This window comes from Gardnerella sp. DNF00497B (genome assembly GCF_049262725.1).
Classification (GTDB): domain Bacteria; phylum Actinomycetota; class Actinomycetes; order Actinomycetales; family Bifidobacteriaceae; genus Bifidobacterium; species Bifidobacterium leopoldii.
In genome coordinates, this window is record NZ_CP058400.1 from 435,438 (window position 1) to 452,842 (window position 17,405).

13 protein-coding genes are annotated in these 17,405 nt (G+C 41.2%); 12 read left to right on the forward strand and 1 reads right to left on the reverse strand.

Annotated features, from left to right (window positions below; translation table 11 throughout):
- Window positions 1–355 precede the first annotated feature (355 nt).
- Complete coding sequence (locus HXT26_RS01485) at window positions 356–1,702, forward strand: CAP domain-containing protein (protein ID WP_410295083.1); 1,347 nt, start codon at window positions 356–358, stop codon at window positions 1,700–1,702.
- 105 nt (window positions 1,703–1,807) lie between these two features.
- Here HXT26_RS01485 and HXT26_RS01490 read toward each other — a convergent pair whose 3' ends face one another.
- Window positions 1,808–3,955: a M13 family metallopeptidase gene (locus tag HXT26_RS01490; RefSeq protein WP_101886099.1), complete on the reverse strand. Its 2,148-nt coding sequence runs from the start codon at window positions 3,953–3,955 to the stop codon at window positions 1,808–1,810.
- Window positions 3,956–4,046: 91 nt separating this feature from the next.
- On the opposite strand from HXT26_RS01490, the gene map reads away from it, so the two are divergent.
- From map to HXT26_RS01545, 11 genes are all read left to right on the forward strand, one after another.
- Window positions 4,047–4,820 carry a type I methionyl aminopeptidase gene (gene map / locus HXT26_RS01495; protein WP_004107450.1) on the forward strand — a complete coding sequence of 258 codons (774 nt, stop codon included), beginning with the start codon at window positions 4,047–4,049 and terminating at the stop codon, window positions 4,818–4,820.
- An 80-nt stretch (window positions 4,821–4,900) separates the two neighbouring features.
- Window positions 4,901–6,037, forward strand: a complete 1,137-nt coding sequence (prfB, locus tag HXT26_RS01500) for a peptide chain release factor 2 (RefSeq protein ID WP_004107453.1) — start codon at window positions 4,901–4,903, stop codon at window positions 6,035–6,037.
- 63 nt (window positions 6,038–6,100) lie between these two features.
- Window positions 6,101–7,537 (forward strand): cell division ATP-binding protein FtsE, encoded by a 1,437-nt coding sequence (gene ftsE, locus HXT26_RS01505; protein WP_422112040.1) that lies wholly within the window; start codon window positions 6,101–6,103, stop codon window positions 7,535–7,537.
- The gene (gene ftsX / locus HXT26_RS01510) at window positions 7,537–8,460 is read left to right on the forward strand and encodes a permease-like cell division protein FtsX (RefSeq protein WP_004107457.1); all 924 of its coding nucleotides are present in this window, start codon (window positions 7,537–7,539) and stop codon (window positions 8,458–8,460) included. Before ftsE ends, ftsX begins: the two co-directional genes overlap by 1 nt.
- A gap of 146 nt (window positions 8,461–8,606) precedes the next feature.
- Complete coding sequence (locus HXT26_RS01515) at window positions 8,607–10,013, forward strand: CHAP domain-containing protein (RefSeq protein ID WP_004107459.1); 1,407 nt, start codon at window positions 8,607–8,609, stop codon at window positions 10,011–10,013.
- Window positions 10,014–10,147: 134 nt separating this feature from the next.
- Window positions 10,148–10,645: an SsrA-binding protein SmpB gene (gene smpB / locus HXT26_RS01520; RefSeq protein WP_004107461.1), complete on the forward strand. Its 498-nt coding sequence runs from the start codon at window positions 10,148–10,150 to the stop codon at window positions 10,643–10,645.
- Between the two features lie 275 nt (window positions 10,646–10,920).
- On the forward strand, window positions 10,921–11,829 hold the full coding sequence (locus HXT26_RS01525; RefSeq protein ID WP_004118845.1) for an ABC transporter substrate-binding protein: 909 nt from the start codon (window positions 10,921–10,923) through the stop codon (window positions 11,827–11,829).
- 144 nt (window positions 11,830–11,973) lie between these two features.
- Window positions 11,974–12,975: an amino acid ABC transporter permease gene (locus HXT26_RS01530; RefSeq protein WP_004118856.1), complete on the forward strand. Its 1,002-nt coding sequence runs from the start codon at window positions 11,974–11,976 to the stop codon at window positions 12,973–12,975.
- Window positions 12,976–13,060: 85 nt separating this feature from the next.
- The gene (locus HXT26_RS01535) at window positions 13,061–13,849 is read left to right on the forward strand and encodes an amino acid ABC transporter ATP-binding protein (RefSeq protein ID WP_004107481.1); all 789 of its coding nucleotides are present in this window, start codon (window positions 13,061–13,063) and stop codon (window positions 13,847–13,849) included.
- A gap of 95 nt (window positions 13,850–13,944) precedes the next feature.
- Complete coding sequence (gene glmS, locus HXT26_RS01540; protein ID WP_004107482.1) at window positions 13,945–15,852, forward strand: glutamine--fructose-6-phosphate transaminase (isomerizing); 1,908 nt, start codon at window positions 13,945–13,947, stop codon at window positions 15,850–15,852.
- 46 nt (window positions 15,853–15,898) lie between these two features.
- Window positions 15,899–17,329, forward strand: coding sequence for an ABC transporter substrate-binding protein (locus HXT26_RS01545; protein WP_064340159.1), 1,431 nt, complete (start codon window positions 15,899–15,901; stop codon window positions 17,327–17,329).
- Window positions 17,330–17,405: the final 76 nt, after the last annotated feature.

Sequence of the window (17,405 nt, forward strand, 5' to 3'; positions counted from 1 at the left end):
ATTGCCCCTGAGCTTCGCAGCCACAAGGAAATGCCGCAGTAATAACAACTATGAATGTTTTGCGAGAATTGTTCTAGAAAATTCTTTTATTGTGGTTAAAAGCTATGTTTTAACCACAATTTATTAAAAATATTGACAATAAAATCACTTGTAAAACAGCAAGATTGCAAGCATTTTCGCAATAATTCCTTATTAAGAGATACTATTAACCTATATTTGTTGCATTGAATGAACAGAAGAAGAGTTTTTTACTATGAAAAATAATAAGCAGGGATTGGTGCGCAATTTAGCTATGCATGTAAATTCATGCTCATCTAATTTATTTAAATCATTTGGTTTTAAATCGAATAGTTCAATGAATTCGAAGAATACGATAGTTAAAAGTGCTGTAGTGAAGCATATTGTATGTTCGCTGATAAGCCTGCTTGCTGTAGTATCCTTTGTGTGCTTGTCTGCACAAAGCTCCATGAATATGAATTTGATGGGCATAAATTCGTTAGAATTAAGCAAAGAAGCATCTAATTCGTCTACGTCAAACCTGTCTATTAAAAACCCGATTATTAAACAAAAAAACGTTGCACGTAGTGTTGGCTGGGTTCGATCTGTTGATGTAGTGCGCTATGTGCTGGCTTCAATTCGTAATGCACGTTCGCGTTTATACGACGATCGTAGTATTTACTTTGAAGGAATTCCTTTGCAAGATTATGTGAGTCGTTGCGGTTTAACTAAACAAGCTTATGTGAATAATATTCAATACGATTCCGCAAATGAAGAGGATGCGTATCGTCGCGCACAAGAGACTGCTCAACATGGTAAATTTGGTCATTTTGCTCCAGATGGTAAAAGCGCACCTGATTTTAATGGTAGAAAAGCTTGGGGTGAAAACTTAAGCTGGGGTACAGATCTTGCTGGTTCTATGCGTTTATGGATTCAAAATGAAGAGGGACCATTGCGCGCTACTCGTGGTGCCTTTACTGACGAGAATGGTCATTTGTATCAAATTTTGAATCCACGAAATATCTCCTTTGGTTATGGTGAAGCTCAAGGCGGTCCGTACGGCATTGTTGGTGATTTAACTTTGTCGGAATATAACGGTGATATTGACTATCCTGATGGCAAAATTGGTTATGGAAGCCCTCAAGTTTATCAGCGTCCTGCTGCAGTAGCGAATAATACTAAGGCAGCTAAATCCGATAAGGATAAAAAGGACGACAAGGATAAAAAAGATAAGAAAGATAAGAAGGACGATAAAAATAAGAAAAAACATAAGGGTGATAGATCTAGCAAAAAGAAAGCATTTGGAAAAAATAAGCATTTAGCCAATAAGGTTAATTCTCAAATTGCAAATAGTAAAGATTCCGCTAAAAATACTGAAAAAACTGGTATTTCTGGAATGGTGGTTGCTGTAATTGCAATGGTAATTATTCTTTGTGCTGTAGTTGTATTTTCTATTTTACTTTATAAGTCACGCAAAAATGCGCGTACAAAAGCTGCTTCTGTAGACACTGCTGTTGCTAATACTGATACTGCTGTTGCTGATGCTGAAGCTGTAGCAGAAGTTGCTGATGCTGCTGTTGATAATGATTATGCTGCTGATAATGCTCCTGCTGTAGCAGAAGAAGCTGTTTCAAATGAGACTATTTCGCAAGATTTTGCTGCAGAAGAAGCTGTTTCTGCAGGTTCTGCCTCTGCGGAAGAATAAAAACTTATAAGGTTATATAAATTAAGCCTGCAAACGATTAGTAAAGAACGCTTGCAGGCTTTTCTATTTCTTATTTTCTATTTTCTGTGCTCAATTTGAGATGCTTTACCAAATGTGCACGCGCTCGCTTGGGTCGAGCCACATCTCGTCGCCTTCTTGAACATCGAACGCATCGTAGAACAAGTCAACGTTGCGAGCAATGCCGTTAGTGCGGCATTCGGCTGGGGAGTGCGGGTCGATTTGAAGCAGCTGTTCCGCAATTTCATTACGAGCCTTGGAACGCCATACTAACGCGTAGCTTAAGAAGAATCGCTGCAAAGCAGTGAAACCATCTACTTCAGGAGCGTTAAGCAAGGTTTCGCGAATAGCATCATCACTTCCGTTGATTTCTTGTCCCTTGCTCTTTTGCAAGGCGAAAGCGTATGCTTTAAGCGCAATAGTCACGCCGCTTAAATCGCCAATATTTTCGCCGATTGTTAAAGCACCGTTTACGTGAGGCATCGCATTGCGCTCTTCTTTGCTCTTCAAGTGAGAGTACTTAACAATAAGCTGCGTTGGTGTGAAAGCATTGTATTGCTCAATAAGCTTCTTAGTGCGCTCAGTGAAGTTGGTTTTGTCTTCTTCAGTCCACCAATTGTTAAGTACGCCGTCGCCGTCGTATTCGCAACCTTGATCGTCAAAACCGTGACCGATTTCATGACCAATCACGGCACCAATAGCACCATAATTTGCTGCGTCTGGAGCGCTTGGGTTAAAGAATGGTGGTTGCAAAATAGCAGCTGGGAACACGATTACGTTCAGCAGAGGATCGTAGTAAGCGTTCACAGTTTGCGGAGTCATCTGCCACTCTTCGCGATCCACAGGATTTCCGGCTTTTGCAGTATTTTTACCAAAGCCAAATCGATAAACTTCGCGCATATTCTCAACTAAATCAGCGTCTTCCTTAATATTTAGCGCAGAGTAGTCAACCCAATGGTTTGTGTAACCAATATTTGGCTCAAATTTACTAATCTTTTCCAAAGCCTTCGCTTTAGTTTCCTCGCCAAGCCAGCTGCTGTGAGAAATCGACTCGCGGTAAGCGTTAATAAGATTGTCAACTAAGCCTTGCATATATTCCTTAGAAGACTCAGGGAAATGCAATCGCACGTATTCGCGTCCAACTTCCTCGCCACAAGCATCGTCAACAACTCCGACTGCTCGCTTCCAGCGGTCGCGTTGCTTTGTGGCTCCAGAAAGCACCTTGCCGTAGAAGTCGAATCTAGCTTCGGCAAAGTCTTCACTCAGTAAGATTGCCCAGCACAAAATCACGTGCACGCGTGCCCAAAGCTTTAAATCTTCTAAGTTAGTTTCCTGCCAAATCTTATTCAATCCTTCTATAAAGCTTGGCTCGTGAACTACTACTTTGCTAAAAGCTTCACGAAGATTGATTGGTTGATGTTCTGCTTCTTCGCAAGTTTCGTACGCTTTTTGTGCAGCATCTAAGAAAGCGTCGAGATTCAGCGCTTCAAGATTTTTTGCCAAATCAGCATAATTGCAAGGATTATAAGTTTTTTGAGAATCGCGAGTTGCCACGTTATCCCAATGGTGCTTCGCGATTTTAGTTTCAACATTCAAAAAACGCTCGGCTTGAGCTTGGGTAGTGGCGGTATCTCCGTAACCAGCCAATCTCAACAACGAAGCTACCATTTTTACATATTCAGTGCGAATTGGAGCGTAGTTATCTTCGCGATAGTATGCTTCGTCTGGCAAGCCCAATCCCGATTGCTCAATATGCATAATATTCGTCTTAGGATCTTTAGGATCTCCGTAAACTCCAAAATAAAACATTGCATCTGGACCGCCGTACGGATTAAGCGCGCCAATAGTGCGAACCAAATCTTCCTTAGTTTCTGCTGAATCCACAGCGTCTAGATCGCCCTTAATTGGCGTAATTCCAGCTTTTTCAATAGATGCGGTATCCAAATAGTTACGGTATAAGGTTTGCGACTTTTTGGCTGGGCAATTTTCGTTTTCTAAAATATCTCGAATTTGCTTTTCTGCATCTTCTGCAAGCTTGTGGAAAGCACCATACATTGGTTTGTCTTCTGGGAGAGTGTAAGTGTCAATCCAAGGACCATTTACGTAACGGAATAAATCGTCTTGTGGACGAGTAGCCGACGAGAAGGAGGCAGGGTCGAAATCTACAGCAGAAATTTCCTTCTGCGATTCCTTATTATTACTATTATTACTATTGTTTTCATTGTTGTTAGACATGTGATTAGCTTACAAGTATTAAGCGACACTATTAGTTAGTATTTTCGCTATATTTTGCTTTATTTTCGTGCCTGCGCGTTAGTCTTGAAGCATGATTGAACTTAAAACTCCATCTGAAATTGAAGCGATGAAGCCTGCAGGTCGCTTCGTCGGTAGTATTCTTAAAGACTTGAAAGCAATGACCAAAGTTGGCACGAATCTTCTTGAGATTGATGACTTCGTTCGTCAGCGAATTATGAGCCGCAAAGGTGCGTCTTCTTGCTATGTTGATTACGCTCCTGATTTTGGTACAGGTCCTTTTGCGCACTATATTTGCACTTCTGTAAACGATGCTGTCCTTCACGGAGTTCCTTTTGATTATAACCTTAAAGACGGCGATTTGTTGACCCTTGATTTGGCAATTAACGTCGATGGATGGGTTGGTGATTCCGCTATTAGTTTTGTGGTTGGAAAGCATGCTGATCCTGAGGATTTACGCTTAATTAAGTGCACTGAGGAAGCTCTTGAGGCTGGTATTAATATGGCTCAGCCTGGCAACCGTCTTGGCGATATTTCTGCAGCTGTTGGTTGCGTTGCTCACGAGTATGGTTATAGCGTAAATCTTGAGTTTGGCGGTCACGGAGTCGGTCATATTATGCACGGCGATCCGCATGTTCCTAACGATGGAACTGCTCACCATGGCTACAAGCTTCGCCCAGGTCTTGTGATTGCAATTGAGCCATGGTTCTTAAAGACTACTGACGAAATTTACCAGGATCCTAAGGATGGTTGGACTCTTCGCTCTGCTGATGGTTCTCGCGGTGCACACACTGAGCATACGATTGCAATTACGGAAAACGGTCCTGAGATTTTGACCGTGCGCTAAACTTATCAATAGTTGATTTTGTAAGTATTTTGCGAGTAGTAATTGCGTAAAACAGGTATGTAAAGAGGTACTTTAAGTAAATGGCGGAATTTGATTTTTCCCAAGCGTTAAATGATGTTGAAGCAAAGTATTCTTTGATTTCTAAAGCACTAGATGTCGATTCGTTGAAGGCTACGATTGCTGATTTAGAAAAGCAGGCTGCAGAGCCTGGACTTTGGGACGATTCTGAGCATGCTCAGCAAGTCACGAGTAAGCTTTCTGCAGCTCAGTCTCAATTGAAGCGTTTGCAAGCTGTTGAACAGCGTATTGAAGATACTAAGACTTTAATTGAGCTTGGTGAAGAAGAAGGCGATGCTGATTCAATGAATGAGGCTCAAGAAGAGCTTGGAAATATTGCTCACGAGTTGGACGATATGGAAGTTCAGACTCTTCTTGACGGCGAGTATGACGCTCGTTCTGCGGTTGTTACGATCCGTTCTGGTGCGGGCGGTGTGGATGCTGCCGATTTTGCTCAAATGCTTCTTCGTATGTACTTGCGCTGGGCTGAGCGAAACGGCTATAAAACTAAGATGATGGACACGTCTTATGCAGAAGAGGCTGGTATTAAATCAGCCACTTTCCAAGTGGATGCCCCGTACGCGTATGGTCGTCTTTCTGTAGAAGGTGGCACTCACAGAATGGTTCGTATTTCGCCATTCGACAATCAAGGACGTCGCCAAACTGGTTTTTCTGCTGTTGAAGTAATTCCTCTTGTTGAAGCTACGGATCATATTGATATTCCGGATTCGGATATTCGCGTGGATACTTTCCAAGCTTCAGGGCCAGGAGGTCAGGGCGTGAACACTACGTATTCTGCTGTTCGTATTACGCATTTGCCAACCGGCTTGGTTGTTTCTATGCAAGATGAGCGAAGCCAGATTCAGAACCGCGCCGCTGCAATGGCAGTTTTGCAATCGCGTTTGCTTGTGCTTAAGCATGCTGAGGAAGCTGCAAAAAAGAAGGAACTTGCTGGAGATATTAAGGCAAGTTGGGGAGATCAAATGCGCTCTTACGTGCTTCACCCTTATCAGATGGTGAAGGATTTGCGCACTGGCTACGAAACTTCGCAAACTCAGGCTGTTTTTGACGGCGATATTGACGGTTTTATTGAAGCTGGTATTCGTTGGCGTCACGAGCAGCGAGTTGCGGCTCAAAAAGAAGCTGAAGCAGAATCTTAAATAAAACTAAAGCTAGAACTAAAAACCAACAATTACACATAATCTTCGGAAGGAATTGAAACAATGTCGCTGATTTCATTAGATCATGTGTCAAAAATATATCCTCGAGGTACACGTCCTGCATTAGACGATGTGTCTTTGCATGTAGATCGCGGAGATTTTGTGTTTCTTGTTGGCGCTTCCGGTTCTGGTAAAACTACATTGCTTAGTTTGCTGCTTCGCGAAGAAGAAGCAAATGGTGGGGAAATTCACGTAGCCGGTAACGATTTGCGCAGACTTTCTAACCGACAGGTGCCGCAGTATCGTAGATCTCTTGGCTTTATTTTTCAGGATTATAAGCTGCTTAATAATAAAACAGTTTACCAAAATGTTGCTTTTGCTTTGGAAGTGATCGGCACGAGTCGGTCTACGATTCGTTCACTTGTTCCTCGTGTTCTTGAAACGGTTGGTTTGACTGGTAAAGAAAATAATTACCCACATGAGCTTTCTGGTGGTGAGGCGCAGCGAGTTGCAATTGCTCGCGCATATGTCAATCACCCTCAAATTATTCTTGCAGATGAGCCTACTGGTAATTTGGATCCAACTACTTCTCTTGGAATTATGGAAGTTTTGGATGCTATTAACCGAACTGGCACAACGATTGTTATGGCTACGCATAATGAGGAAATTGTGAACTCAATGCGTAAGCGCGTTGTGGAGCTTCATGCCGGCAAAATTGTGCGTGATGAGCGTGAAGGATCATATGATTCTGCATTGTATTTCCCGGATAGTGAAGTTGAGCATAATTCTAAAGCACAACAAACTGTTGAAAATTCTCAAGATCAATCAGATCGTGATGCTCAAAAATCAATTGCTCAATCTGAGCATACTGAACGTCATAAGAGGCTTTCTAAAAAAGCTCAACGTGCTGCTCAGGCGCGTGAAGTTGTTGACATGGTAACGCAATCGTTGAAGAGTGATACTTCAGAGAATGAAGGAATTGCACGTTTGGCTCAGTCTGTCCATTCTGGCAGGACTGGTCGTTATGGCGAAGTGTTCCAGTCTTTGGAAACAACAATGACTTGGGGACGTGGATTGATTTCTGCAAACGATAATGAAGATGTTGAAGAGAATGATTCAGAAGTTGAGATTTCGGAAGATAATAAAGGATCCTATGAAACTGCCGAATCTCACGAAACTGCTGAAACTAATGAAACTAATGAAACTACTGAATCTACTGAATCTACTGAATCTACTGAATCTACTGAATCTACTGAATCTACTGAATCTACTGAAAACTCTGAAGTGAGCGGAGAATCACAATCCGAAACCAGCGATGAGTTGCAATCAGAAGCAGAAAGTAAGTTGCAATCCGATGCTGAATCTGAGCGTAAATCTCAGCTTCCTCCTATGCCTCCAGCTCCGCCTAAGCCACCTGTTGCAGCTGAAAATACTAATAATGAGAACATTAGTGTTGACGATAGCAATAATGACATTAATAAAACTGAAGGAGCAGAGTAATGCGTTTACGATTTATTTTTTCCGAAACTTGCATTAGTTTGCGTCGTAATGTTTCGATGATTCTTTCGGTTATGCTTGTAACGTTCATTTCTTTCCTTTTTATTGGTGTTTCAGTGCTTATGCAAGCGCAGATTACCAAGGCAAAAGGTGACTGGTATGACAAAGTAGAAGTGGTTGCCTGGCTGTGCCCGGATGGAACTAGCCAATCTCCTTCTTGTGCTTCTGGAAAAGCGCCTACTAGTGCCGAAATTGTAAAATTGGAGCATATTATTCACCAAGAATTAGGCGATGATGTTTCAAATATCACTTATGTTAGCCGCAACGAATTTTATAAAAACACATTCTTAAAGCAATATCCTAACGGAATGTATCAAGGACGTACTTTAACTGCGGCAGACATGCAAGATTCGTTGCGCTTGAAGCTTACTAATCCTATGAAATATCAGGTTGTTTCAGAAGTTCTTTCTGGACGCGATGGTGTGGAAGAAGTTGTTGATCAGCGTCAGATTTTTGATCCTGTTTTCAGTGTGCTTAATCGCGCTACTGTTGTGACAATTGTGCTTGCAGCGGTTATGGTTGTTGTGGCTATTATGCTTACTGGCACTACGATTCGAATGTCTGCTGCTAGCCGTCGTCAAGAAACCGAAATTATGCGCTTAGTTGGTGCCTCTAACTGGACTATTCGTATGCCGTTTATTCTTGAAGGAGCGTTCGCGTCGTTTGTAGGTTCTTTACTTGCTGGTGCTGCGCTAAGTTTAGTAGTTAAAATTTTTGTAACTGATTGGCTTGCGCAGAATGTGCGTTGGATGCCATTTGTTACTCAAACAACTGTGTGGCTATGCGTTCCAATACTTGTAGCTGGTGCAGTGGTGTTATCTATAGTTGCTTCTGCTATTGCTTTGAGACGATACTTAAAAGCTTAAAATGCAAAATAATAGGTGTGTAATTATTTGCGTTATTTTCGTATGAGTATTGTAAAAGTACTATTTTAGAAGATTTGAAGTAGAAACTCGCGTGATTCCTTGCATTACGGTATAATTCGCAATAGTGATGTTGAAAGGGAAGTGATATGAGCGAAGATCGACATAGCATGTATGCAATTCGACGCACTCATACTGTAGTGAGTTTAATAGTTGCTATTTCAATGATGTTTGCTGGTGTTGCTGGTGCATTATTTAATGCGTCTACAGCAAGTGCTGTCAACATGAAGGAATATAGGCGCAAAATACAACGAAACGAGAATTTGAAGCGCCAACTTGCTGGCGTAAGTAAACAACTTGCAAATAAGATCATTGAATTGAATGATTTAAATGAGCATAAAATTCCAAATCAAATACGAGCTGCTCAACAAGCAGAAGAGCAAGCTTCTCAGGCGCGCAGTCTTGTAGAATCAACGCAGCAGCGTCTAGAGTCTGCACAAAAAGATAAGCGTGATTTGGAAGAGAAAATTAAAAAAACTGGTGAAGATTTTGATGATGCTAAGGCTGCTGTAGCACAGCTTGCTCGTAAGAGTTTCCATGGTTCTCAGGCATCTAATGTTATGGATATTGTGACTAAATCAACTACCACAGAACAGTTTGTTGGAAAGTTACAATCCGAGGCTGCTGTTGCTAGAAGTGAAGCAAACGCTGCTAATGATGCTGCTATCAAGTTGAATACTTCTATGAATCGTCGTCAGCGTTTGGCTGCTATTGAAGCAGAAATAACCAAGTTAAAGCAGCAGGCGGATGCCCAAGCGCAAAGTGCTCAAATCGCTGCGAAAGCTGCCAATGATCGCAAAAAGTCCTTGCAAAGTTTGCGAGATCATGGTGAAGAGATTCGTAAGCAGCTGGAAGGTCAAAAGAGTAGTTTGACTTCTCAGTCTGCGCGTGAGGCTGCAGAAATTATAGCAATGAAATCTGCCATCGATGCTCAAGCGCGTGCTCTTGCTAATAAGTCATTCGCTAAAGCCGATCCGAATGCTGGTAATCGTCAGCAATTGAATGGAAGTTCTGGGAAGAATGTTTACCTTCCTCCGATGCAACTTTCTAATGGCGCTGCTAATGGTATGAATTATACTGTTCCTGGAAATTGCGCAGAAGGTTCTAAGTTCTGCTACGGGCATAATACTGGAAACACTGTTGGTGGTTCTGCTTATCCTGCTCGTCAATGCACGTTATGGGCTTATTTGCGTCGTTCGCAACTTGGTCTGCCTGTTGGCTCCTACATGGGTAATGGTGCTGAGTGGGCGAATACTGCTCGTAGGCTTGGATATTTAGTTAATAGAATTCCACATGTTGGTGCTGTTATGGTGTTTGCTCGTGGCCAACGTGTTGGTAATTGGAATGCTGATTGGCAATATGGACATGTTGCGGTTGTGGAACGTGTGAATGCTGATGGATCAGTTCTTATTTCTGAAGGTGGAACTGGTTTTGCAACATTCCCTGCTTATGAAACTATTTATAATCCAGGCGATTATGAGTACATTCATTATTAAATATAAGCACTTCATAGTTTTCAATTTATTGAAATTGAAAACGTTGTAAGATTTACGACTTATTGTTCTTGCCATAAGATAGTAGTATCTTATGGCAAGTTTCTTTTGTGTGTGATGTGTACTGGAGGGGAATTATGGCAAATAAGCCTGCGCAAGATGGCACTGTTACTGTGGCACAAAACCGTAAAGCGCATCATGATTATGTAATTGAAGATTGTTATGAAGCAGGTCTTGCTCTTACTGGTACTGAAGTTAAGTCACTTCGCGAAGGGCGTGCTTCTTTAGCTGAATCATTTGTGAATATTGATCGTCGTGGTGAAATGTGGCTTGAAGGAGCAAATATTCCTGAATATTTAAACGGCACATGGAATAATCATGCTCCTAAGCGCAAGCGTAAGCTTCTGCTTCATGCTGCTGAGATTGCTAAGCTTTCTAGGCAAACTGAGGCGAAAGGCTACACTGTTGTGCCTTTGCGTTTGTATTTTAAGGGAAGCTACGTAAAAGTAGAAATTGCTTTAGCGCGCGGTAAAAAGGAATTTGATAAGCGTCAGGCTTTGCGTGAGGAGCAAGATAAGCGAGAGGCCTTGCGTGAAATGCGTTACCGTAATCTGCGTTCTCGTAGTATTGATTAAGAGTTGATGTTTCTTTTTATACGTTTTTGAAACACATGTGCGCTTCGCATGGGATAGAAAGTGCGACAATACGACACGCACATATTATACATTATTGCGAATAATATGCAGTTTTTGTTTATGAAAAGCATAATTATTGTGCAGATGTACTGCATGAGTATCTTCGTATATTCAATAATCGTATAAAAGGCTGTTGAATTTGTAGGGTTATCGTGTATAGTTATACACATTAATGCAAATTATAGATTCTTAGTACATACATGAGGAGAAGAACTATGTTTAAATCTATGAAGCCTGTTGCTATTGTTGCATCTTTAGTAATGATTGGCAGTATTGCTGCATGTGGACCTGCTGATTCTAAAGAAGCAGACCCTGATATTGCTCGTAGCTATGATATAAGTCATGTGCAAAAAGATGATGCTGTTGCAGCATTGGTACCAGCAGAAGTTGCAAAAACAGGAGAGTTAACTGTTGGTGTAAACGTAAGTTATGCCCCTGCAGAATTCTTTGCTGCAGACGGTAAAACTCCTGTAGGTTACGAAATTGATTTTTCGAAGGCTCTTGCAAAGGTCATGGGCTTAAAAGCAAAAATTATGCATGCTCAGTTTGACTCAATCATTCCAGCAATAGGAAGCAAATATAATGTCGGTATTTCTGGTTTTACAGTAAATGCTGAACGTATGAAGTCTGTAGACTTTATTACTTATGCAAACGCAGGTTTGTCTTTTGAAGTGCGTAAGGGAAATCCTACTAAGGTAGATCCAAAGAACCTTTGTGGCAAGAAAGTAACTTTGGAAACTGGAACTGTTGGCGAACCTATTATGGAGGAAGCAAAGAAACAGTGCGCAGCTAAAGGGAATAAGCCTCTTGAAATCATGAGCTTCAAGGAGCAAACTGACGCAACTACCGCACTTCTTTCCGGTCGCGCTGATGTTATGTATGCAGATACTCCTGTTGCCGGTTACGCTTCAATTAAGAATCCTGGAAAGCTTGAAATTTTGGAAAACAGCAAGGATTCTGAACCAATGGGAGCGGCTGTTAAAAAGGGTGATGCAGCGATGTTGAAGGCTGTAAAAGCTGGTATTGATAAGCTTATGAAGTCCGGCGTCTACAAGGATATCTTGAAGAAGTGGGGCGTTGAAGATGTTGCTATTGAAAAGTCTGTAGTTAATCCAAAACTATAAAACTTTAGCTATCAAACTTTAGCTATCAAATAATCGAATAATTATCTAAAATGATATCGTTAATCTGAGTCGTGATTTAATTCTCGGCTCAGATTGTTTCTTTACTTTGCTGTTTTTGTATAAACGTACTTATTGGAGCATATTTTGAATTCTTTAATTGGTAACTCTGCTAAGAGCAAGTCCGGAGTAGCTAACTCTGAACGTATTTTGCCAGTAAAAAAGCCAGGACCTATTATTGCCGGAGTCATTGTAGCTGTAATAGCATGTTCGCTTCTTTACAGTATTATTACTAACCCTCGTTTTGAATGGCAAGTAGTCGGAATATATTTAATAAGCGATAACGTGCTTTCTGGTATTGGCTGGACGTTACTTCTTACGCTAATTGCTATGGTAATTTCAATCGTGTTTGCTGTAGGCTTAGCGATGATGCGCAAGTCAGTTAATCCTGTGCTTCGTGGCGTAAGTTGGTTCTTTATTTGGTTTTTCCGTGGTACTCCTGTTTATACGCAGCTTGTATTTTGGGGCATGTTTGCGGTTCTTGTGCCGAGAATTGGTATTGGTATTCCTTTTACTTCTGTAGAATTTTGGTCTATTGATTCTAATGTAATTATGACTTCTCTTACTGCTGCTGTAGTTGGTTTGTCTTTGAATGAATCGGCTTATTTGTCGGAAATTGTTCGCGCAGGATTGGAAGCTGTCGATAGTGGACAAGTTGAAGCTGCTAAGGCTCTTGGAATGGGTAGAGCTTTAACTATGAGGCGTATAATTCTTCCTCAAGCAATGCGTATTATTGTTCCTCCGCTTGGTAACGAAACAATCGGTATGCTAAAAACGACTTCGTTAGTTCTTGCAGTTCCGTTTACTCTTGAATTGCAATTTGCTACAAATGCTATTGCTAACCGTATCTATAAACCAATTCCGCTTCTTCTTGTTGCGAGTATTTGGTATTTGATTATTACTTCCATTTTGATGGTTTTGCAATACATGCTCGAGAAGCATTTTGCTAAAGGTTTTGAAGCAAGAGATATTGTAAAGCATGCTCAACTTAATACTGATTCTGATCAGCGCGGCGATCAATCATTAGATGCTAAACGGAAAAATGTTAAAGGACGAAATGATGCTGCTATGCTCGGATTTAATGCCTAAATAAACGCATAATAGCTTAAATTTTAAATATTTTTCTTTGTAAACTTTAAATTTTGCATGAAACAAACAAATTGGATGTGAATAAATGGTAGAAGCAAAATCTAATCTTCCTGCGGTTGCTATTAACGACGTGCAGAAATCTTTCGGTCAATTGCATGTACTTAACGGTATTAATATGACAGTGAATCCAGGTAGCGTAACAGTTATTTTGGGTCCGTCCGGTTCTGGAAAATCGACGTTATTGCGTTTAATTAATCAACTAGAAACTTTGACTGCAGGAAGTATAAGTATTTATGGCGAGCGCATCGGCGTAAAGCAAGTAATGCATAAAGGTGAGAAGTGCCTGCAGGCTCTTAACGACAAAGAAATTGCTCAACAGCGTGCGAAGCTTGGCATGGTATTCCAGCGTTTTAATTTATTCCCTCATATGACGGCTTTAGAAAACGTTATGGAAGCTCCTATTCATGTTATGCATATGAAAGCTCAAGAAGCGCGCGATTTAGCTATTGAAGAGTTAAAGCGAGTTGGCATGGATGAGCGTATGAACCATTATCCTGCAGAACTTTCAGGCGGTCAGCAGCAGCGCGTTGCAATTGCTCGCGCTCTTGCTATGAAACCGGAAATTATGCTATTTGACGAGCCAACATCTGCGCTAGATCCAGAGCTTGTAGGTGAAGTGTTAACCGTTATGCGAAATCTTGCTAAAGATGGCATGACTATGATTGTAGTAACTCACGAAATTGGTTTTGCGCGTGAGGTTGCAGATCAGGTTGTGTTTATGGATGGCGGTGTCATAGTTGAGCAGGGTAGTGCAGATATTATTACTAATCCGCAAACTGATCGTTTTAAAGATTTCCTAAATCACGTATTGTAATTTACGTAAGAAACGTATCTTATTTATGTAGTTTTGCATAGTTTTTGTGTGCTTCTCTGGCGTGCACTCGCTCGCATAACGTACAATAGAAGATTATGTGTGGCATTGTAGGATACGCAGGTTTTGGAAAAGTTTGTGCAAAACCTTTAGAAGTTTGTTTAGGTGGGTTAGAGCGTCTAGAATATCGCGGATATGACTCTTCGGGCGTAGCTTTAGTTGCTCCTGGGATGAAATGTGCGACTGTGAGAAAGAAAGCTGGTCGTTTATCTGTTCTTCGCAATGATATTGATGCAAACCCTATGCCTGAGGCGAGTGCAGCTATTGGTCATACTCGTTGGGCTACTAATGGTGCTCCTTGTGACATTAATGCGCATCCTCATACTAGTGCAGATGGCAAAATCGCGCTTATTCATAATGGCATTATTGAAAATGCTGTTGTATTAAAAGAGCAGCTTCACGAAGAAGGATACGAATTTTCTTCTCAAACAGATACTGAAGTTGCTGCAAAATTACTTGGCAAAATTGCGAATGATATTGTAAACGAAACTGGTAAGCCTGATTTATTCACAGCTCTTCGTCGTACAGCAAAAATGTTAAAAGGAGCTTTCACATTACTTGCTGTTGACGTTCGTCAGCCTGGTATTGTGGCTGCTGTTCGTCACGATTCGCCTTTGGTCGTAGGTCTTGGAGACGGTGAATATTTCCTTGGCTCTGACGTTGCAGCTTTTGTTGCTTATACGGATCGAGTCTTGGAAGTTGGTCAAGATCAAGCTGTGTGCATTGGAGATGTAGATGGCAGCGGCAAGGCATCTTTGCTTCTAACTGATTTTGACAATAATATTGTTGAAAATCCTACTTGTTTTACGGTTGATTGGGATGCTTCTGCAGTAGAAAAAGGCGGTTGGGATTCCTTTATGGATAAGGAAATTCATGAGGATCCACATGCTGTCGCTGACACTTTGCGAGGTCGCTTTGATGCGCAAGGAAATATTGTGCTAGATGAAGTGCATATTAGCCAAGATGTTTTGCGTTCAATAGATAAAATTATTGTTGTTGCTTGCGGAACTGCAAGTTATGCCGGATTGGTTGCAAAATATGCTATCGAGCATTGGGTTCGTGTGCCTGTAGAAGTTGAATTAGCGCATGAGTTTAGATATCGTGATCCTATTTTGACTCATCGCACGCTGGTTGTTGCTATTTCGCAATCTGGTGAAACAATGGACACGCTTATGGCTTTGCGCCATGCGCGCGAGCAAGGTAGTCGAGTTCTTGCAATTTGCAATACGCAAGGTTCTAGCATTCCGCGCGAATCTGATGCAGTTCTTTACACGCATGCAGGTCCAGAAATAGCAGTTGCATCTACTAAAGCTTTTGTTGCGCAAATAGTTGCGGCCTATATGCTTGGTCTGTTTTTGGCGCAAGTAAAAGGCACTATGTATCGCGACGAAATTCAGCAAATCGTTGCGCAATTAAAAGAGATGCCGGATAAAATTCAGTATGTACTTGATACACAATCTGAATCAATTATGAAAGCTGCTGAGCATACTCTGGAAGCTAAATCTTTCCTTTTCTTAGGTCGACATGTTGGATATCCTGTTGCGCTAGAAGGTGCGTTGAAGCTTAAGGAAATTGCGTATACGTTTACTGAAGGTTTTGCTGCGGGTGAGCTTAAGCACGGTCCTATTGCGCTTGTAGATGAAGGTGAGCCGGTAGTTGTGATTGTGCCATCTTCTCGCGGTCGTGATGTGCTTCATGCGAAAGTTATTTCTGGAATTGAAGAAGTTAAAGCGCGCGGAGCTTTCACTATAGCTGTTGCAGAAGAGGGTGATCCAGATGCTTCTCGCTATGCAGATATTGTGTTCTGGCGTCCTAAATGTGCGACTTTGCTAAGTCCTCTTGTAGATGTAGTTGCATTGCAATTATTTGCAATGGATATGGCAAAGTTAAAAGGTTATGATGTTGATAAGCCTCGTAATCTTGCAAAGTCTGTAACTGTTGAGTAAGCGCATAACAACGTTGAGTAACATAAAGTAACGGATGGCAAATCTTATGTCTGCATTTGCAAGAATTTTGCAACAACGCAATCATTTTGGACGCTTGCTTCTGTCGATACTTTGTGTTTTTTCTTTGCTGTTTTCTTGCGGATGCGGAACTAAAGATTCTAGAACTCAAATTAGTGTTTGGTCTTGGGAACCAAGCATGAAACGACTTGCTGAAGAATTTGAATTACATAATCCAGATGTTCATGTAACTGTAAAAGATACTAGCGGATATAGCAATCTTAATAGTGCTATTCAAGATGGCTATGGTATGCCAGATATTGTTCAATTAGAATATTTTGCTCTTCCGCAATATGCTGTAAGTGGACAGCTTTTAGATATTACTGATCGTGTGAAAAATACTCGCACATTCTATACTCCTGGAACATGGTCTTCTGTGCAACTTGGTGGACGTGTTTACGGTTTGCCGATGGATTCTGGCCCAATGGCTTGGTTTTATAATGATGACGTGTTTAAGCAGGCTGGTGTAGATGCCACAAAAATACACACTTGGGAAGATTACCGTCACGCTGCTCGTAAGCTTAAAGATATCGGTGTGTATATTGCAGCAGACTCAGGTGACGCAAGTTTTTATAACGCTATGATTTGGCTTGCAGGTGGACACCCGTTTATGACTTCTCATGATGGGAAAACAGTTACTGTTAGATTGAGCAAAGATAAGGGTACTGAAGAGTTTACAAAGTTCTGGCAATCAATGATTGATGAAGGATTGATTGACATTAGAACTACAACTTGGAGTCAACGCTGGAAGAACGGTGTTGGAGCTGGCAAGATTGCTTCTGTTTTCTCAGGAGCCTGGATGCCGTCTTTGCTTCTGGAAAATGTGCCTGGAACTGCAGGATTGTGGAAGGTGACGAATGTGCCAACTATGCACGGAGAAAAGCGTAATGCAGAAATGGGCGGTTCTTCGTTATCTGTGCTTAAATCGAGTCGTAAGCCTGAAGCAGCAATGCGATTTGTGAATTTTGTATGCCATGATATGCATGGAATTCGTACTCGTGTCAATGGTGGAGCGTTTCCTGCAGATGTTGTTACGCTTAGAGATAAGTCATTTTTAGATAGAGCTACTATTCGTGATTCACGAGGCATTGATATACCTTATTTTGGCGGCCAGAAGTTTAATCGTGTATTTGCAGATGCCGCTAATCGCGTGGATACGGGATACAGGTATTTGCCTTTTGAAGTGTATTCGCGAAGTGATTTTAGAGCAACTATGGGTCAAGCATATGACTGGAGTGTTAAATCTTTAGCTAGATTAAACGTGCAAGCCATGATTGATGCTGGTGTTACTCAAGATGATGGAAGTAAATTGTGGCTTCCAGATGATCCTGGTAAACGTATTTCTTTAAAAGATGGTCTTTTATTGTGGGAAAAAGATCTTCAAGAATATGGTTACAATCAAGGATTTGTAGTTAGATAATTTCGTAACGTATTAAAATTAAGTGATTTCGTAAAAGCAGCTTAATTTTGCGTAAAAGTAAGATCATTAGCAAAAG